This window comes from Hyphomicrobiales bacterium, from assembly GCA_016710435.1.
Lineage (GTDB): Bacteria > Pseudomonadota > Alphaproteobacteria > Rhizobiales > Aestuariivirgaceae > Aestuariivirga.
Map to the genome: position 1 here is coordinate 525,635 of JADJVV010000001.1, position 15,925 is coordinate 541,559.

16 protein-coding genes and 1 tRNA gene are annotated in these 15,925 nt (G+C 61.8%); 10 read left to right on the forward strand and 7 right to left on the reverse strand.

The genetic code is table 11. From position 1 onward, the window contains the following. A complete protein-coding gene (gene maf / locus IPM06_02605) occupies positions 1-645 on the forward strand; it encodes a septum formation protein Maf (GenBank protein MBK8769303.1) in 645 nt (214 codons plus the stop codon). Beyond that, positions 645-836 (forward strand): DNA gyrase inhibitor YacG, encoded by a 192-nt coding sequence (gene yacG, locus IPM06_02610; protein MBK8769304.1) that lies wholly within the window; start codon positions 645-647, stop codon positions 834-836. The genes maf and yacG overlap by 1 nt, the downstream gene beginning before the upstream one ends. Here the strand turns inward: yacG and IPM06_02615 are convergent. The 3 genes from IPM06_02615 to IPM06_02625 form a co-directional block, all read right to left on the reverse strand. Further along, complete coding sequence (locus tag IPM06_02615; GenBank protein MBK8769305.1) at positions 815-2,230, reverse strand: protein kinase; 1,416 nt, start codon at positions 2,228-2,230, stop codon at positions 815-817. The genes yacG and IPM06_02615 overlap by 22 nt on opposite strands. 5 nt (positions 2,231-2,235) lie before the next feature. Next, complete coding sequence (locus tag IPM06_02620) at positions 2,236-2,979, reverse strand: metallophosphoesterase family protein (GenBank protein MBK8769306.1); 744 nt, start codon at positions 2,977-2,979, stop codon at positions 2,236-2,238. A gap of 101 nt (positions 2,980-3,080) precedes the next feature. Further along, entirely contained in the window at positions 3,081-4,997 is a 1,917-nt protein-coding gene (locus IPM06_02625) for an MFS transporter (protein MBK8769307.1), read from the reverse strand. 473 nt (positions 4,998-5,470) lie between these two features. Here IPM06_02625 and IPM06_02630 point away from each other — a divergent pair. Beyond that, positions 5,471-5,546 (forward strand) — tRNA-Phe (locus tag IPM06_02630). A gap of 123 nt (positions 5,547-5,669) precedes the next feature. Here the strand turns inward: IPM06_02630 and IPM06_02635 are convergent. Together IPM06_02635 and IPM06_02640 are read right to left on the reverse strand one after the other, a co-directional pair. Then, positions 5,670-6,884, reverse strand: a complete 1,215-nt coding sequence (locus tag IPM06_02635) for an aminopeptidase P family protein (protein ID MBK8769308.1) — start codon at positions 6,882-6,884, stop codon at positions 5,670-5,672. Positions 6,885-6,923: 39 nt separating this feature from the next. After that, positions 6,924-7,697: a creatininase gene (locus IPM06_02640; GenBank protein MBK8769309.1), complete on the reverse strand. Its 774-nt coding sequence runs from the start codon at positions 7,695-7,697 to the stop codon at positions 6,924-6,926. Between the two features lie 136 nt (positions 7,698-7,833). Between IPM06_02640 and IPM06_02645 the strand changes: the two genes are divergently transcribed. The 5 genes from IPM06_02645 to IPM06_02665 all read left to right on the forward strand — a co-directional run bounded on the left by IPM06_02645 (position 7,834) and on the right by IPM06_02665 (position 12,881). Further along, positions 7,834-8,751, forward strand: a complete 918-nt coding sequence (locus tag IPM06_02645; protein MBK8769310.1) for a LysR family transcriptional regulator — start codon at positions 7,834-7,836, stop codon at positions 8,749-8,751. Between the two features lie 115 nt (positions 8,752-8,866). Next, a complete protein-coding gene (locus IPM06_02650) occupies positions 8,867-9,994 on the forward strand; it encodes a spermidine/putrescine ABC transporter substrate-binding protein (protein MBK8769311.1) in 1,128 nt (375 codons plus the stop codon). A 156-nt stretch (positions 9,995-10,150) separates the two neighbouring features. Continuing rightward, positions 10,151-10,999, forward strand: a complete 849-nt coding sequence (locus tag IPM06_02655) for an ABC transporter permease (protein ID MBK8769312.1) — start codon at positions 10,151-10,153, stop codon at positions 10,997-10,999. Next, positions 10,996-11,799: an ABC transporter permease gene (locus tag IPM06_02660; protein MBK8769313.1), complete on the forward strand. Its 804-nt coding sequence runs from the start codon at positions 10,996-10,998 to the stop codon at positions 11,797-11,799. The genes IPM06_02655 and IPM06_02660 overlap by 4 nt, the downstream gene beginning before the upstream one ends. Next, on the forward strand, positions 11,796-12,881 hold the full coding sequence (locus IPM06_02665) for an ABC transporter ATP-binding protein (GenBank protein ID MBK8769314.1): 1,086 nt from the start codon (positions 11,796-11,798) through the stop codon (positions 12,879-12,881). The genes IPM06_02660 and IPM06_02665 overlap by 4 nt, the downstream gene beginning before the upstream one ends. A 62-nt stretch (positions 12,882-12,943) precedes the next feature. Here the strand turns inward: IPM06_02665 and IPM06_02670 are convergent, their stop codons facing one another. Together IPM06_02670 and IPM06_02675 are read right to left on the reverse strand one after the other, a co-directional pair. After that, positions 12,944-14,437 (reverse strand): pyridoxal-phosphate dependent enzyme, encoded by a 1,494-nt coding sequence (locus tag IPM06_02670; protein ID MBK8769315.1) that lies wholly within the window; start codon positions 14,435-14,437, stop codon positions 12,944-12,946. A gap of 26 nt (positions 14,438-14,463) precedes the next feature. Next, positions 14,464-14,655 (reverse strand): DUF1127 domain-containing protein, encoded by a 192-nt coding sequence (locus IPM06_02675; GenBank protein ID MBK8769316.1) that lies wholly within the window; start codon positions 14,653-14,655, stop codon positions 14,464-14,466. 270 nt (positions 14,656-14,925) lie between these two features. On the opposite strand from IPM06_02675, the gene IPM06_02680 reads away from it, so the two are divergent. After that, positions 14,926-15,474 (forward strand): hypothetical protein, encoded by a 549-nt coding sequence (locus tag IPM06_02680; GenBank protein MBK8769317.1) that lies wholly within the window; start codon positions 14,926-14,928, stop codon positions 15,472-15,474. 203 nt (positions 15,475-15,677) lie between these two features. Then, complete coding sequence (locus IPM06_02685; GenBank protein MBK8769318.1) at positions 15,678-15,872, forward strand: hypothetical protein; 195 nt, start codon at positions 15,678-15,680, stop codon at positions 15,870-15,872. Positions 15,873-15,925: the final 53 nt, after the last annotated feature.

The following is a 15,925-nucleotide window of genomic DNA, read 5'->3' on the forward strand; positions in this document are numbered from 1 at the left end:
ATGGCCGAGGAAAAGCCCAAGAGCCGCCTGGTATTGGCCAGCGCCTCGCCGCGCCGTGTGGCGCTGCTGGAGCGCGCCGGTCTGGCGCCGGACCTCCTTTGCCCGTCGGACATCGACGAAACACCCGAACGGTTTGAAACACCGCGCCGCCTTGCCATCCGCCTCGCGCAGGACAAGGCCAAGGCCGTTGTGGATCTGCCGCTGGTGAAGGATCTCGGCCCCAACGTCTTCATCCTGGCGGCGGATACGGTGGTCGGGTTGGGCCGCCGTTCCGTACCCAAGGCCGAGACCGAGCAGGATGTGAAGGCCGCACTTGCCCTTCTCTCCGGCCGTTCGCACTGGGTCTATTCCGCCGTTTGCCTGATCGATCCCAAGGGTCGCCTCACCTACCGCTGCTCGGAAACCAAGGTCCGTTTCAAGCGCCTCTCGCGCGAAGACATCCACGCCTATGTCGCCAGCGGCGAATGGCGCGGCAAGGCCGGGGGTTACGCCATCCAGGGCCGGGCCGAAGCCTTCGTGCGCATGCTCTCGGGCTCGCATTCCGGCGTGATCGGCCTGCCGCTTTATGAGACCGTGCATCTTCTCGAAGGCGCGGGCTACCCCGTCTTCCACACGCTGATGCACAAGCCGTCGTCGCTGGTGTAATGGCCGAGCCGGTCCATCTCCGGCCCCGGCGGCCCTGCCCCATCTGCAAGAAGCTTTCGGCGCAGAAATTTCACCCCTTCTGCTCCAGCCGCTGTGCCCAGATTGATCTTGGCCGCTGGCTTGGCGGCAACTACGCCATTCCCGCTGTTGAAACAGATACGCCGGACGATCAGGAACCGAACGAGTCCTGATCCTTGCGGTCGCGCACCACCGTGACCGTGCACGGAGCCTCCGATGCCACGCGCGCCGACACACTGCCCAGCAGTTTCCGCATGGTGGAATTGTCGCGCGCGCCCATCACGATGTGATCGACGGTGTTCTCCCGGGCATACTCCAGAATGGCTTCAGCCGGATCGGTTGCTTCCAGGACGTGGAAACTCACCTGCGCCTGCGGCACCTCCAGCGGGCGCGCCCAGTCCTTGAGTTGCACGATGCGCGATACGTGCTTGTTGTTGCCATCCTCGTCCAGCGTTGAATCGAGCGCGATGCGCTTCAGCTTCAGCACGTTGAGACAGGCGACGCGGATCTCCTTCGACCGTTCCACGATGCGCATGACCGTCTGCCGGACGGATTCGGAAAGTTCCGGCGACATGGTTGCAAGGTCGATGGCAACGGCCACGATGGGTGCCTGCCCGAGCCCCGCACTCGTATCAGCCGGATGGTCGATCAGCGATTCGAAAGGTTCCGCCTTGCGCCGGAGTCGCACGAAGAAACCATCGGCGGTCTCCTTGTGCGCCCGCTTGGTGAGCCGTACCTCGGAAGGATGCGTGAGGTCGAAGAGCAACTGCTGCGCGTTCGGATAACGCTTGGAGGCGTTGACCTCCAGGCAGCGCAGGATCACCTCCTGCAGCCACAGCGGAACCTCCGCATTCAGTGCGCGGGGCGGCGGCGGGTCCCACCACAGGCGCTTCTTCAGCCCCTTCAGCCGCGGCGGATCGCCGAAGGGCCGTTCGCCCGTGGCGAAGAAATAGAGCATGGCCCCGAGCGCGAAGAAATCGCTGCGGAAATCATGGCGCTGCCCCATGATCTGTTCCGGTGCCATGTAGGGTGCCGTGCCATAGGGTAGCCGGAATTCCTCGCCCACCAGGTCCGGCAGGTCGAGATGCCGCGACAGGCCGAAATCCACGAGCACGGCCTCGCCCGTGTGGCGCATCATGATGTTGGAGGGTTTGATGTCGAGGTGAACGACCCGCTGCCGGTGCAGTGCATCGAGAGCGATGGCGACGTGGCGGCCGATCTCCACCACATCGGCGATGGGCATCGGCAGCTTTTCAAGGCGCGGCAGCAGCGACTCGCCGTCCACCTTCTCCATCACGATATAGGGCTGAACGGCAAAGTCGCCGTTGGCGATGAAGCGAGGCACATGCGGGCCCTTGAGCCGCGGCATGATCATCTGCTCCATCTCGAAGCCCACGATCGTCGCCGGGTCCTCGCCTTCGTGCAGCACCGGCACCTTCATCAGGTATTCGGTATCGTTGTGCTCTTGAGTCACCGTCCAAAGCTGGGCCATGCCGCCGGTGTGCAGCAATTCCTTCACGCGGTAGCCGCCCACCACCGATCCGGGTTTCAATATGCCGTTTGCCATGCCCCTCAGCGCCCCTTGACCAGCCGCGCCGCCAGGCTTTCAGGAAGCCCGGCGTCCAGAATGCGCCGCGCCACGCCCTCCGCGTCATAGGGCGCGCGGTGATAGGTGAGACTGCGGACGGCGGAATTGTAGACGGCGAAGGACGCGGCGGGATTGCCGTCGCGCGGTTGCCCCACGGCGCCCAGTACAGCAAGCCAATGCCGGTGGCTGGCCAGCGGAATGGTGATGTCGGTCGAGGGCGTGTGCGCCGTCACCTTGCCGCCGGCCTGCGTGGTGCAATAGAGCGCCGGCATGTGAACGTGCCCGCAGAAGGTGACGCTGGCCTTCACCGCGGCAAGGCTGCGCCCCGCCATCTCGGCATCCGTCACGTAATTCCACGCGGACGGATTAGAGCCATCGGCATGGACAAAGAGATGTGAGCCGTCGTTCACTTCCAGGGGCAGCGACTTCAGGAAGGAAACGGATTCCGGCGAAAGATGCTGCCGCGTCCATTCCATCGCCGCGGCAGCGGCGGAATTCATGCGGCCGTCAGGATGGAAGGTCGCCTCGTCATGATTGCCGAGCACGGCGATGGCACCCGCCTCGACCAGGGGACGCACGCGCCGCACCACGGCCTCCGGGTCGGGCCCGTAGCCCACGAAATCGCCGAGGAACACAAAGCGCTCCGCCCCCAGCGCCTCTGCGCCCGCAAGACAAGCCTCGAGTGCCGGCAGGTTGGCGTGGATGTCCGAGAGGAAGGCGAGTTTCATGTGCAAAGTGTCGTCTGTCTGCTGGGCAAACTCAAGACTGCACAAAACAGGGGCGGCTGCAACTTAAGTTGCAACCGCCCCTTCACTAGGTCAGGAGATGATCAGTTGTTGATGTTGCGGTCCTTGGTTTCCGGGATCAGCAGCGAACCGATGACGAGCGTCATGGCCGCGATGATGATCGGATACCAGAGTCCGGAGTAGATATCGCCCGTTGCCGCCACGATGGCGAAGGCTGTCGTCGGCAGGAAGCCGCCGAACCAGCCGTTGCCGATGTGATAGGGCAGCGACATGGAGGAGTAGCGGATGCGGGTCGGGAAGAGTTCGACCAGCATGGCCGCGATCGGGCCGTAGACCATCGTCACGTAGATGACGAGGATCGTCAGCAGCACGATCAGCATCGTGTTGTTGACGGCGGCGGGATCAGCCTTGGCCGGATAGCCAGCGGCCTTCAGGGCGCCCGAGAGCGTGCCTGCAAAACCGTCCGACATGGCCGCGCCATAGCCGCCGGCCTTGACGGCACCGTCAACGACCTTGCCCAGTTCCGCCGTCTTGTCCGTGGCGTTCTTGTAGGCATCGCTGGCAAGTCCCGCCGTGATGAGAGCCGTCAAGGTCTTGGCCTTGGTGGCGTCTTCATTGGGGCGCGTGTCCTTGAGGCCTGCGGCCGTCACGAACTCGCCGATTGCGGTATCAGCCGCCGTTGCAGCCGCGACCACGCCTGCTTCGCCCGCTGCCTTGAGGCTGGCCGCAAGCTCTTCGCCCTTGGCCTTGGTGTCGGTTGCGATCTGCGAGGCAGCGAAGGACGGAACGACGGTGTCGCCGACCTTCACTGTCGCCTTGCCGGCTTCGCCTGCAACGTTGGAATACGGGATACCCGCCTTCACCAGCGCGCTCTTTGCGATGTCGCAACCGCTGGTGAACTTGGACGTGCCCACCGGGTTGAACTGGAAGGAGCAATCGTTCTTGTCCGCCGTGACGACGACAGGAGACTTGGCCGATGCTTCATAGAGTGCCGGATTGGCATAGAAGGTGATCGCCTTGAAGATCGGGAAGTAGGTCACGATGGCGAGCAGGCAGCCCAGCATGATGATCCACTTGCGGCCGATCTTGTCCGACAGCCAGCCGAAGAGGACGAAGAACGGCGTGCCGATGGCGAGCGAAGCCGCGATCAGCAGGTTGGCGTTCACCGCGTCAACCTTCAGCGTCTGCGTCAGGAAGAACAGCGCGTAGAACTGGCCCGTGTACCACACCACGGCCTGACCGGCGGTGAGGCCGAGCAGCGCCAGGATGACGACCTTCAGGTTCGCCCAGTTGCCAAAGGATTCGGTAAGCGGCGCCTTCGAGGCCTTGCCTTCCGCTTTCATCTTCTGGAACACCGGCGACTCGTTGAGCTTCAACCGGATCCACACCGAGATGGCCAGAAGCAGGATGGAGAGCAGGAACGGAATGCGCCATCCCCACGTATCGAAATCAGGGCCAAGCCAGGTGCGGCAGCCCAGAATGACGAGCAACGAGAGGAACAGGCCGAGCGTTGCCGTGGTCTGGATCCAGCTGGTGTAGAGGCCGCGCTTTCCGGCAGGTGCATGTTCGGCAACATAGGTCGCCGCACCACCGTATTCACCGCCGAGTGCGAGGCCCTGCAACAGGCGCAACGCCACAAGGATGACCGGCGCTGCCATGCCGATGGTGGCATAGCTGGGCAGCAGGCCCACGCCGAAGGTAGCGAGACCCATGATCAGGATTGTGATGAGGAATGTGTACTTGCGGCCCACGAGATCGCCCAGGCGGCCGAACACGATTGCGCCGAAGGGACGGACGGCGAAGCCCGCCGCGAAGGCGGCCAGCGCGAAGATGAAGCCCGCCGTCTCGTTCACGCCCGAGAAGAACTGTTTGGAGATGATGGCCGCGAGCGACCCGTAAAGATAGAAGTCGTACCACTCGAACACAGTGCCGAGTGACGATGCGAAGACGACCGTTGATTTGCTGCGGTCGAGATCGCCTGCTGCTGCGACGTTTGCCATGCGTTTCCCTCTTGCTTTCCCTCTGAGCAATTATTGTGCGTCAAGACACAATCCGGGCGGTGGCCCGTTTCAGGTCTTAACGGCGCGTTAAAGCGGCGAAGGGCTGCGGCGGAAATCCGACTTTCGTTTCAACGCGTGCAACGGCGCGCTGTGTGCGGCGCAAAATGATTCTGGGCAGGCAGCCGCAAAAGTCCCGTCGTTGGGCGTTCCCGCCAGTGCTGCAGCGCACAGCGGGAGACCGGACGGCAACGTGGTCTTATCCTAAAGTTTTTGACGTGATCACCCGGAGCGGGCAACTGAAGGATGACGGCACCTCGCGTTCTGCGCGGAACGGGCGAAAAACCGGTGCGGCGGGAGCGGCTGAGTCGGACTTTTCCGCACCTTGCCGAAAGCTCCTGAAAGAGGCTGGACAAGGCCTTGCGGCTTGCCTATACGCGGGCGCGTTCCGGCACGAAATCGCGCCGCGAACCCAAGCCCAGGTAGCTCAGTTGGTAGAGCAGCGGATTGAAAATCCGCGTGTCGCTGGTTCGATTCCGGCCCTGGGCACCATCTTCAAACTTTATCATGTGACGAAGAACAGGAGTGGATGCGCCCCTGCTCTTGCATTGTGCGATCTGCAAAAAAAGGCCCGGCGCAAAGGCCGGGCCAGTGAGCGCGTCGGGGAGTGACGGCTTAGTTCTTGATGATCATCTTTTCCGGTCCATAGGGATGATGGGTGATGTTGCGGTTGCCGTCCTCGGTGATCACCAGGATGTCATGCTCGCGGTAGCCACCAGCGCCAGGCAGATGGTTTGGAATGGTGATCATGGGCTCCATCGACACCACCATTCCGGGTTCCAGAACGGTGTGGCAGTCTTCGCGCAACTCCAGTCCCGCCTCGCGGCCGTAGTAGTGGCACAGCACGCCGAAGCTGTGGCCATAGCCGAATGAACGGTATTTCAGAAGCTGGTAGCGCTCGTAGATGTCGTTCAGTTCCTTGGCCACGTCGGAACACTTGTTGCCGGGCTTCAGCAACTCGATGCCGCGCTCATGCACCTCGATGTTGATGTCCCACAGGCGGAGGTTTTCGTCCGTGGCCGTTTCGCAGAACAGCGTCCGCTCAAGCGCAACGTAATAGCCCGCCACCATCGGGAAGCAGTTGAGCGAGAGGATGTCGCCCCGCTGGAGCTTGCGGCTGGTGACAGGGTTGTGTGCGCCATCGGTATTGATGCCGGACTGGAACCACGTCCAGGTGTCCATCAGTTCGCCGTCGGGCCAGACGCGCGCGATCTCATTCACCATGGTGGCAGTGGCATGGAGCGCCACCTCATGTTCGCTGACGCCAACGCGCGTGGCTTCGCAGCAGGCTGCGCCGCCCATGTCCGCGATGCGCGTCATCTTGGTGATGTGCGCGATTTCCTCAGCGGACTTGATCATGCGCTGGCGCATGGCGGGCTGCGCGATGTCGACAAATTCCATATCCGGGAATTCGGACTTCAGCAGGGCCATGGTGTCGAGATTGATATGATCGAACTCGATGCCGAGACGCTTCACGCCCTTGGTCAACTGGCGGACGGCATGGAAGTAGTTGTCTTTCTGCCAGTCGGTATAGGTGAGATTCTTTCCGCCGAAGGTACGGCGCCAGGGCTGGCCGCCGTCGATGCCGGCGGAGATGGATGCGCAACCCTTGTGATCCACGACCAGGCCATAACGCCGGCCGAAGTAGCAGAACATGAAGTCGGAGTAGTAGCAGATGTTGTGGTAGGAGGTGAAAAGGGCGGCATCAATCTTCGCCTCGGACATGTAGCGGCGGATATTGTCCTGGCGGCGCTTCATTTCGCCGGCCGAGAAGGTGGGTTTCACCTGTTCGCCGTTGCCTACATAGTCCTGCAGTCGTTCCCTGTTCATGGCAGTCCGTGCTCCTTGTTGTCGGGATGTTGGATTGGGTCAGGCCGCGGCGCGCTTGCCGGGCGAGATTGAGAATTCGTCCTGAAGCGCCTGCACGATGCCATCCGTGCAAACGGCCAGCATCAGTTCGCCTTTCTCGCGAGAGGCATTTTTCGGCGAGGACAGTGTGCCGCTTCCAGGCGTCCATTCCGGTTTCACCGGATAAACATCATAGGGCGGGAAGGTTGCCGCTGGATGATCCACCGCCCGCTGCAGCTGAACGAGATCCGGATAGAGTGCGAGCATGAGCGATGTTTCCAGCACGCCACCATGCTCCACTGCCCATCCGGGGAAGCCGTCAGGATAGATTTTCTCGATGGTGTCCTGATTGACGAAATCCCAATAGGACAAGACGACGATCTTCACGTCCGTCACGCTGTCCCAGCGCAACTCGCGCAGCGCCAGATCCACCGCTTCATTGATGAACCAGGAGTTCTCGTAGTGGCCGTTGACGATGGCAAAGTTGCGTCCGCCATGGCGTGCGAATTCCTTGATGACGTCGCGCAGCTGGTGCACCAGCGTCTGCCCTTCCAGGCTCACTGTGCCCGGCATGTGATTGCCGCCGCCGCATTTCTGCTGCGACTTGTATCCGTAGGTGAAGGACGGGGCGACGAGGCCCCCGATGCGTTCCGCGACACGGCGGGCAAATTCGGTGGGCAACAAAACGTCGACGTGGAGCGGCATGTGATGGCCGTGTTGCTCCATGGACCCAAGCGGAATGAGGATCGGTGTCTTTCCGTCCTTCATGCGGGCATGAAAATCGGGCCATGGCATCTCAGCGGCAAAAGGCCGGTCGGTCATCTTGTCCTCCCGAAGACTGCTTGTTGTTGGGAGAACGCCTATGCCGATTGCATTGATATGGGAAATTCATTTAAGTTATTGTCTCATAAATTTCTCTTTGGAGCCCGGCATGGTCGTGGTCAATCTCCCGACAGACGTGTTGCGAACCTTCCTCGCGGTAATCGATCTCGGCAGCTTCACAAAGGCCGGGCAGTTGCTCGGCCGCACCCAGCCTGCGATCAGCCTGCAGATCAGGAAACTCGAGCAGCTCGTGGGCATGACCCTGATGGACACATCGGGCCGCAACATCGCCCTCACGCGCGAAGGCGAAAGTCTGGCGCGCTATGCACGGCAATTGTTGGTGATGAACGACGAAATCGTCGCGCGCCTGCAGCGCAAGGCATCAACCGGCAACCTTCGCGTGGGACTGCCCAACGACTATGCTGTTGCCTTCTTCCAGAAGGCGCTTGTCCAGTTCTCCAAGCAGCACCCGGACGTGTCGATCTCCATTCATTGCGACACCAGCGAGTTGTTGATGACCATGTTCGAGAATGACGAACTGGATATCGTTGTCGCCATGTTTGAGGGCACACCGCCGCCGGGGCTTATCTATACCTGGGCCGAACGGCCGATCTGGGCCGCTTCGGGCGACTATGATCCCGACATGAAATTACCCGTTCCCATCGCCGCTCACCCGGAGGGATGCCACTACCGCGAACGCATGATCCGCAGTCTGGACCAGATCGGCAGGCCGTGGCGGATCACCTTCAGCAGCCCCGGCATCAATGGTCTGCAGCTCGCCGTGCAGTCTGGTTTCGGCGTGACGGCACTGACGCGGCGGACTCTCATGCGTGGCATGCGCATTCTCACGGAGAATGACGGTTTTCCACCCCTTGCTGACATTCATCTCGGCATGTTTTTCAAGAACACCGGGGCTTCAACCGCGGCAATGCTGCTGGTCAACCACATCATGCAAACGCTTCAAGTTTCAGGACAAACCGACTTTGTGCGCCTCGAGAGACTCGGCACCATTGGAATGCAGCCATAAGGTAAACTCATGCTGTGATTTGAATGATCAATTTTTATTAGCCGCCCAGATGTGTTTAGTCACCAGCATGCGCGGACCACCAGCTGCAAAAACACCCGCGCAAGGGAAAACGTCCATGAGCAAGCAATCACTCCTCAAGCCGAGCCGGCGCGATGTCCTTAAATACGGCGTTGGCACCGCGGCACTCTCCATGCCCTTCGTCAGCCGCGCCTGGGCCGAGACCGTCGAACTCAACATGCTGGCCTGGTATGGCCATGGCGAACCGGATGTGGTGGCTGAATTCGAAGCCGCCAACAACGTGAAGTTCAAGCCCAAGTATTATGCCGGTGGCGACAACATGCTGGCGCTGATCGCCCAGTCGCCGCCCGGAACATACGACGTCATCCTCTCCGATGCCGAATTCGTGCAACAGCTGAATCAGGCTGGCTATGTCCAGGAGCTGAATGCAGCCGATTATCCCTTCGACGACTTCCTCTATGACGAATGGAAGAAATTCCCCGGTCACTGGATGGACGGCAAGCTCTATTCGGTGATGGTGCGCTGCGGCCACCTCGGCGTGTCGTACAACACCACCGCCATCTCAGCCGAAGAAGCGATGAGCTACAAATGTTTCTGGAAGCCGGAGATCAAGGGAAAGGTCGGCCACTTTGACTGGCACCTGCCAAACCTCGGCCAGATGAGCCTCCTCAACGGCAACGCCTCGCCCTTCGATATCGACGGCGCGGCCTGGGACAAGGTCAAGGAAACAACCAGGACGTTGCGTCCCCAGGTCGGCGGCTTCTTCGATTACGGCGGCACCTTCAACGGCCTCAAGACCGGCGAAATGCTCGCCATGGCCGGCATCGGCGACTGGATCACCGGCGTGCTTGAACGTGACGGCGCCAAGGTCGCGTCGGTCGTTCCGAAGGAAGGTGGCATCCAGTTCACCGAATCCTGGTCGATTGGCAAGGACAGCAAGAATGCCGACATGGCCAAGAAGTTCATCCAGTACATGATGTCCCCGGAAGGTCAGGTCCATTCTGCCCGCATGGCCGCCTACCCCGGGTTCACCGTCACCAAGGGTGGCCGCAAGCTGCTCAACGAGAAGGATGCGAAGGAAGCCCAACGCACCGGCCAGGTGGATGGCGCTGCCAACGACCCCGTGACGTTGATCAAGGAAGGCCGCATCAAGTACCGCCAGGTCCCCATCCAGCAAAGCCTGGAGGAGTGGAACGACTTCTGGTCGGAATACAAGGGCTCCTGAGCCCGCTCGCTGCTCCCCGACACTGGCCACCATCGCAGACCGTGATGGTGGCCCTCAAATATACCAGCACCACCTGGGCCATTTTGCCCGGGGCTGGAGACTTGCACTCTTGGCCAACTGTACGGCAGCTTGACGGCGACACTGGAGATTCTCCCCATGACCGAGAAAAGAGGCACAGACGTCTATGCCTGGTTCTGGCGCGCCCCGCTGCTGATCTGGCAATCCCTGTTCTTTGTCGTACCGCTCGGTTTCATGTTCGTGATGAGCTTCTGGCTCGTCAGAAATTACCGGATGACGCCGGCCTTCGCCTTCGACAGCTGGGTCAAGATCCTGGGCTGGGACATCTTCTGGCGGGCTTATGGCTACACCTTCATGTTGGCGGCCGCGGCGACCGTGCTGGCCTCTGTCCTTGCTTTCCCCGCCGCCTACGGCCTCGCATTTCACGCCAATGACCGCGCCCGCCGCTGGGCCATCTTCTTTCTCGTGATCCCGTTCTTCACAAGCTACCTCGTGCGCATCTACGCCTGGCAGGTGGTGTTGGCGGGCAGCGGTGTCGTCAACACACTGATCGGCTGGATCGGCCTCGGACCTTTCCCGTTGCTCAACTCTCCCATCGGCACACTGGTCGGCTATCTCACGCTTTCCTTTCCGCTCGTCCTGATCCTTCAGACGATTTCCCTCGCCAGCATCGACAAGACGCTCATCGAAGCCGCCCACAATCTGGGATGCAGCAGCCTGCGCACGGTCTTCTCCGTAATCATTCCGGCCGCGAAGGTGGGACTCATCATCGCGGCCCTGTTCTGCTTCATTCTCTCCTTCGGCGATTTCGTCAGCCCCTATTATCTCGGCGGCTCCAAGCCGCCGACCCTCTCCATCATGATCATCGATTCCACCAAGTCGGGCCAGCAATGGCCGCGCGCAGCCGTGATCGCGGTCGTGATGATCCTCTCACTTCTCGCTGTGGCATTCGCCGCGGTGAAGGCAGCCTACAGGAGGCGCGGATGACTTCGGACAAGACCCTGCGCTGGGGGCTCTACGCCTATATTCTGATCGCCTTCTGCTTCATCTTCACGCCGATCATCTGGAGTTTCATATTCTCCTTCAATTCCGACCGCTTCCCCACGCTGCCCCTCGGGCACTTCACCCTGCACTGGTATGAAACGGTTCTGAACCGGCCGGAAGTGATTGAAGCCGCCTGGACCAGTCTGATCGTCGCCATCTGTTCGTCGCTGCTGTCCACCTTCATCGGTTTCTGCACAGCCTACACCGACCACCGCTACCAGTTTGTGTTCAAGCAGGCGTACCTGGCGCTGGCCATGCTGCCGCCCACCATCCCGCTCATCATCATGGCGCTCGCCATGCTCTCCTGGTTGGCGCAGATCGGCCTTTCCGGCCAGGTCATCTCGATCATCATCGCCCATACGGTGCTGGGCGCGCCCTTCGCCATGGCGGTGATCCGGCTGCGCCTCAACGACATGGATCCGAATCTCGAAGCGGCCAGCTGGAATCTGGGTGCCTCCGAATGGCGGACCATGTGGGAGATCGTCATTCCCTTCGCCAAGCCGTCGATCATTGCCGCCCTCTGCCTCACCGCCGCCGTCTCCTTCGACGAGTTCGCGGTGGCCTGGTTCGTGTCCGGCCTGAACAAGACCATCCCCGTCGTGATCCTGGAAATCCTCCAGGGCAACGTCGATCCCCAGATCAATGCCATCGGCACCTTTGTCTTCGTGATTTCGATCACCCTGATCGTGATTGCGGAAATGATGATGTCGTCGAAAGAAAAGAAGGAGGGCGTGCCCCAATGAGCAAGCCACTTGTTGTCTTTGACAAGGTCGAAAAACGTTTCGCGGATTTCACCGCCGTCAAGCCCACCAGCTTCGAGATTGCCGAGGGCGAGTTCCTCGCCATCATGGGACCCTCCGGCTGCGGCAAAACCACGACGCTGCGGATGCTGGCCGGACTGGAAGCACCGACCGGCGGTGAAATCCGCCTTGACGGCAAGGTGATGAACAACGTGAAGCCCCATGAGCGCGACACGCCGATGGTGTGGCAATCCCTGGCGCTCTTTCCCTTCATGAATGCCCGCGAAAACGTGGAGTTCGGCTTGAAGATGCGGGGCGTGGATGCCGCTACGCGGCGCAGGAAGGCGCTGGAATGGCTGGAACGTCTCGGCATTGGGCAGTTCGCCGAACGCAACGTTGCCAAGCTCTCCGGCGGTCAGCGCCAGCGCGTGGCATTGGCCCGCTCGCTTGTCACGGAGCCGAAGATCCTCCTGCTCGACGAGCCACTCTCGGCACTTGATGCCCATCTCGTCATTCGCATGCAGAGCGTGCTGACCAAGCTGCAGAAGGAACTCGGCATCACCTTCGTCTACGTGACGCACAGTCAATCCGAAGCCTTTGCCATGGCGGACCGCGTCATCATCATGGCGCAAGGGGAAATCGCCCAGATCGGCAAGGCCAAGGACATCTACCGCGCGCCGGCCAACAAGTTCGTGGCTGAATTCGTCGGCCGCAACAACATCTTCGAAGGCAAGGTGACGGGCCGGAAGGAGGAAGCCGTCAAGGTCGAGACGAAACTCGGTACATTCACCGTCCCGTCATCGGCAGCCCCTGCCGCGCAAGCCGGGCAGCCCCTGAGTTTTGTCGTGGCCGCCGACCTCGTGCAGGTCTCCACCCGCAAGCCCGCGGCCGAAAACGTTGTCGCCTGCCAGCTGATCTCGGAGCAGTTCATGGGGACCACGGTCACGCTCTTCCTCGAAGCCGAGGATGGCAGCGAGATCAAGGTTCAGATCGGACAACGTGAACTGGAGACGCTCGACCTCAGCCATGGCGGGAAAATCTACGCAAGCTGGCCCTCATCCCGCGCCCATGTTCTCGGGGGCTGAATGCACATGAACGGCCCGCCCGGGCCCATGCGTACACGTGTTTCGGTTCCAGCCTTGAGCACTCACACCGCGCGGCTTGCCAGCCATTTCGGCAGATAGCTTTGCGCTGACGTGACGGGTGCAGTGGGAGTGACGCCGGCGCTGTTCAGCAGATTGTTGAGTTCGCCTGCATCATGCCGTGACAGCACATCCACCGCACCGCCCACATGATGGCCGCCCACGAAGATTTGCGGAATGGTGGGCTGGCCCGTCTGGATGTGGAGCGCCTTGCGTATGTCACCGGCAAGATTGTCCTGCTGCAGCACCACGGAGTCGAGGTCGACGGAACGGAAGGGAATGCCCCTGTCCTTGAAGAAGCGCCGCACCGACCACGAGAATTCGCACCACTCCAGCGCAAACAGGACGACCGGCTGTGCCGTATCGCTGATCGCCTGCTGCACGAAATCCGTGCCCCGCTGTGGTGCGGGCAGCACGGGTTGCGGCGCTAGGGGCGTTGTCCGGCTGGCGGGCACGCCGAAACGGCAGATGGGTGTCGAGTTTGAAATCTCGCGTTCCTCCGCATCCATTTCCTGACCGATGCTTTCGAACAGCGGCGTCGACATGTAGCGTTCGCCGGAATCGGGCACCATGAAGAGGATGCGGCTGCCCCTGGGCGCAGACCTGGCGACGGCAAGCGCCGCTGCCAGCGTGGCGCCGCTGGTGATGCCGCAGAAGATCCCCTCCTGCAGCGCCAGTTCACGGGTAAGACGCAACGAGTCCGCCCCACTCACGGGCTGGATCGCATCGATCAAGCCGCCCTGCACCGCATCCTGCGTGAGGCGTGGCACAAAATCCGGTGACCATCCTTGCATCGGGTGCGGACGAAAGAGCGTGTGGCTGTCCGCCGGAGTTCCATCCGGCCGGTAGCGCTGCTCGGCACCGCTTGCGAGGATAGGCACGTTCTCGGGCTCGGCCACGATGATGCGCGTGGCCGGGCTCTCGGCGCGCAGCACGCGGGCGACACCTTTGAGCGTGCCGCCGGTTCCCGCCCCCGTCACGAAATAGTCCGGACCCGTGCCACCAAAGGCCGCAAGGATTTCGCGCGCCGTCGTGGCGCTGTGCATGTCGGCATTGGCTTCGTTTTCAAACTGCCGCGTCCAGAACCAGCCATGCGCCGCAGCCAGTTCACGCGCCTTCTCCACCATGCCGGTTCCCTTCTCGGAGGCGGGCGTGAGCACCACGCGCGCGCCGAGGAAGCGCATCAGCTTGCGGCGCTCAACGGAGAAACTCTCGGCCATCACGATCACCAGGGGATAGCCCTTGCGGGCGCACACCATGGCGAGGCCAATCCCTGTGTTGCCGCTCGTCGCTTCGATCACGGTCTGGCCCGGCTTCAGCGTGCCATCGCGCTCTGCCGCTTCGATGACACCGAGCGCCAGCCGGTCCTTCACCGAGCCCAGCGGATTGAACGCTTCGAGCTTGGCGTAGAGTTCAACGCCTGCAGGTTCCAGGCGCGACAGCCGCACGATGGGCGTGTTGCCGATGGTCTGGAGGATCGATGTGTGGATCATGGACATGGCAGGCTCCGTGAAAGGCGGGAAGGTCAAAGGCGGTTGTTCAGCCGCTGGAGATTGGCGATGCCGCCGATTTCCGAGCGGTGCAGGCCGATGTCGCGCAGGGCGGCATCAGGCAGCGCATGGAGGGCGCGCCGCGTCTGTGTCAGCTGCAGGTGGTGGGTCCAACGCACGCGCATGCGCCGCCACAGGCCGGTTGTGTCTGGAAGTGAGGTCGTCATTGTCTTGCTCCTGCTTGTTCCGCCGCGCGACGGGCGCGCCGGCGGATGTGATGGCGGCGCAATAGGAGGATCGGACCTTTGCGTCCTTATCAGGGGCTGATCATTCGCTTACGTTTTTGAGCCTGCCACGTCCCGGCGCGGCCCGCAGCCTGCGAGGGGTTGCGTTATCGGAACGCTTGCAACCTGAAACGGCACAATGATCAGGCAACGATCAGGCCGCGGTAAGGACGTGGCGCCGGGCCGGCTTCTATGGAGCCGCACATGTCGCGCATGGTGCGCGGCTTCAAACGCGAAGTTCCGGCCACGCCGGAGCCTTGCCTGGAGACACTGATGAAACATCTTCGCTGGGCCCTTGCCCTTGCCTCGCTTCTCGCCACCGTGCCGGCCTTTGCCCACACCGACATGAAGGCCCCGCTCGTCGATCACGTGCGCCAGGCCAATGACCGCTTCAAGGACGTGGCCGTCGCCACGGCCGAAGGCTACGCCCCCATCCCTTGCGCCAGCGGCCAGCAGGGCGGCGCCATGGGCGTTCATTTTGTGAATGGCGCGTTGCTGAAGGATGGCGTGATCGACATCTCCAAGCCTGAAGCCGTGATGTACGAACCCATGCCCGACGGCACCATGAAACTGGTTGCCGTGGAATACATCGGCTTCAAGGGCCCCGCTGCGCTGGAAGGCCAGTTGTTCAACTTCAACTCCGCCCCCAACCGCTACGGCCTCGACCCGTTCTATGAACTCCACGTCTGGGCCTGGAAGGCCAATCCCACGGGCCACTTCGCCGACAACAACCCGGACGTGACCTGCAACGCCGCAAAGTGAAAAACTGCGGCCGGACCATCCTCGCATGTTGAATGATGTTTCGGAAAACAATGAGGCAACTGGCGGGGCGATCGAACAATCGTCTCGCCATCTCAACGCTGCCGCGCAACCTCCATCCGACGCAATCCCGGAACCTTGGGAGATGCCAGCCGTTTTGATCGAACAAGCCCGGTCTTCCGCCGGGCCAGATGGAGGCCTTTGCCATGAACAAGGATCGCGATCAGAAGAACCAGGGTCAGACCAAGGACAATGAACAGCAGCGCCAGCAGGGTCAGGACGACCAGCGCCGCGGTGGCCAGCAGGGCGGCGGCCAGCAAGGCCGCGACCAGAACCAGCAGGGCGGTCGCCAGCAGGGCGGCCAGCGTGGTGGCGAATCTGGCGGCGGCCAGCAGCGCTAACCCCGCAACTTTCTCCCCCAACTTGGCCCGGCACGTCCGGGCTTTTCTTTGCG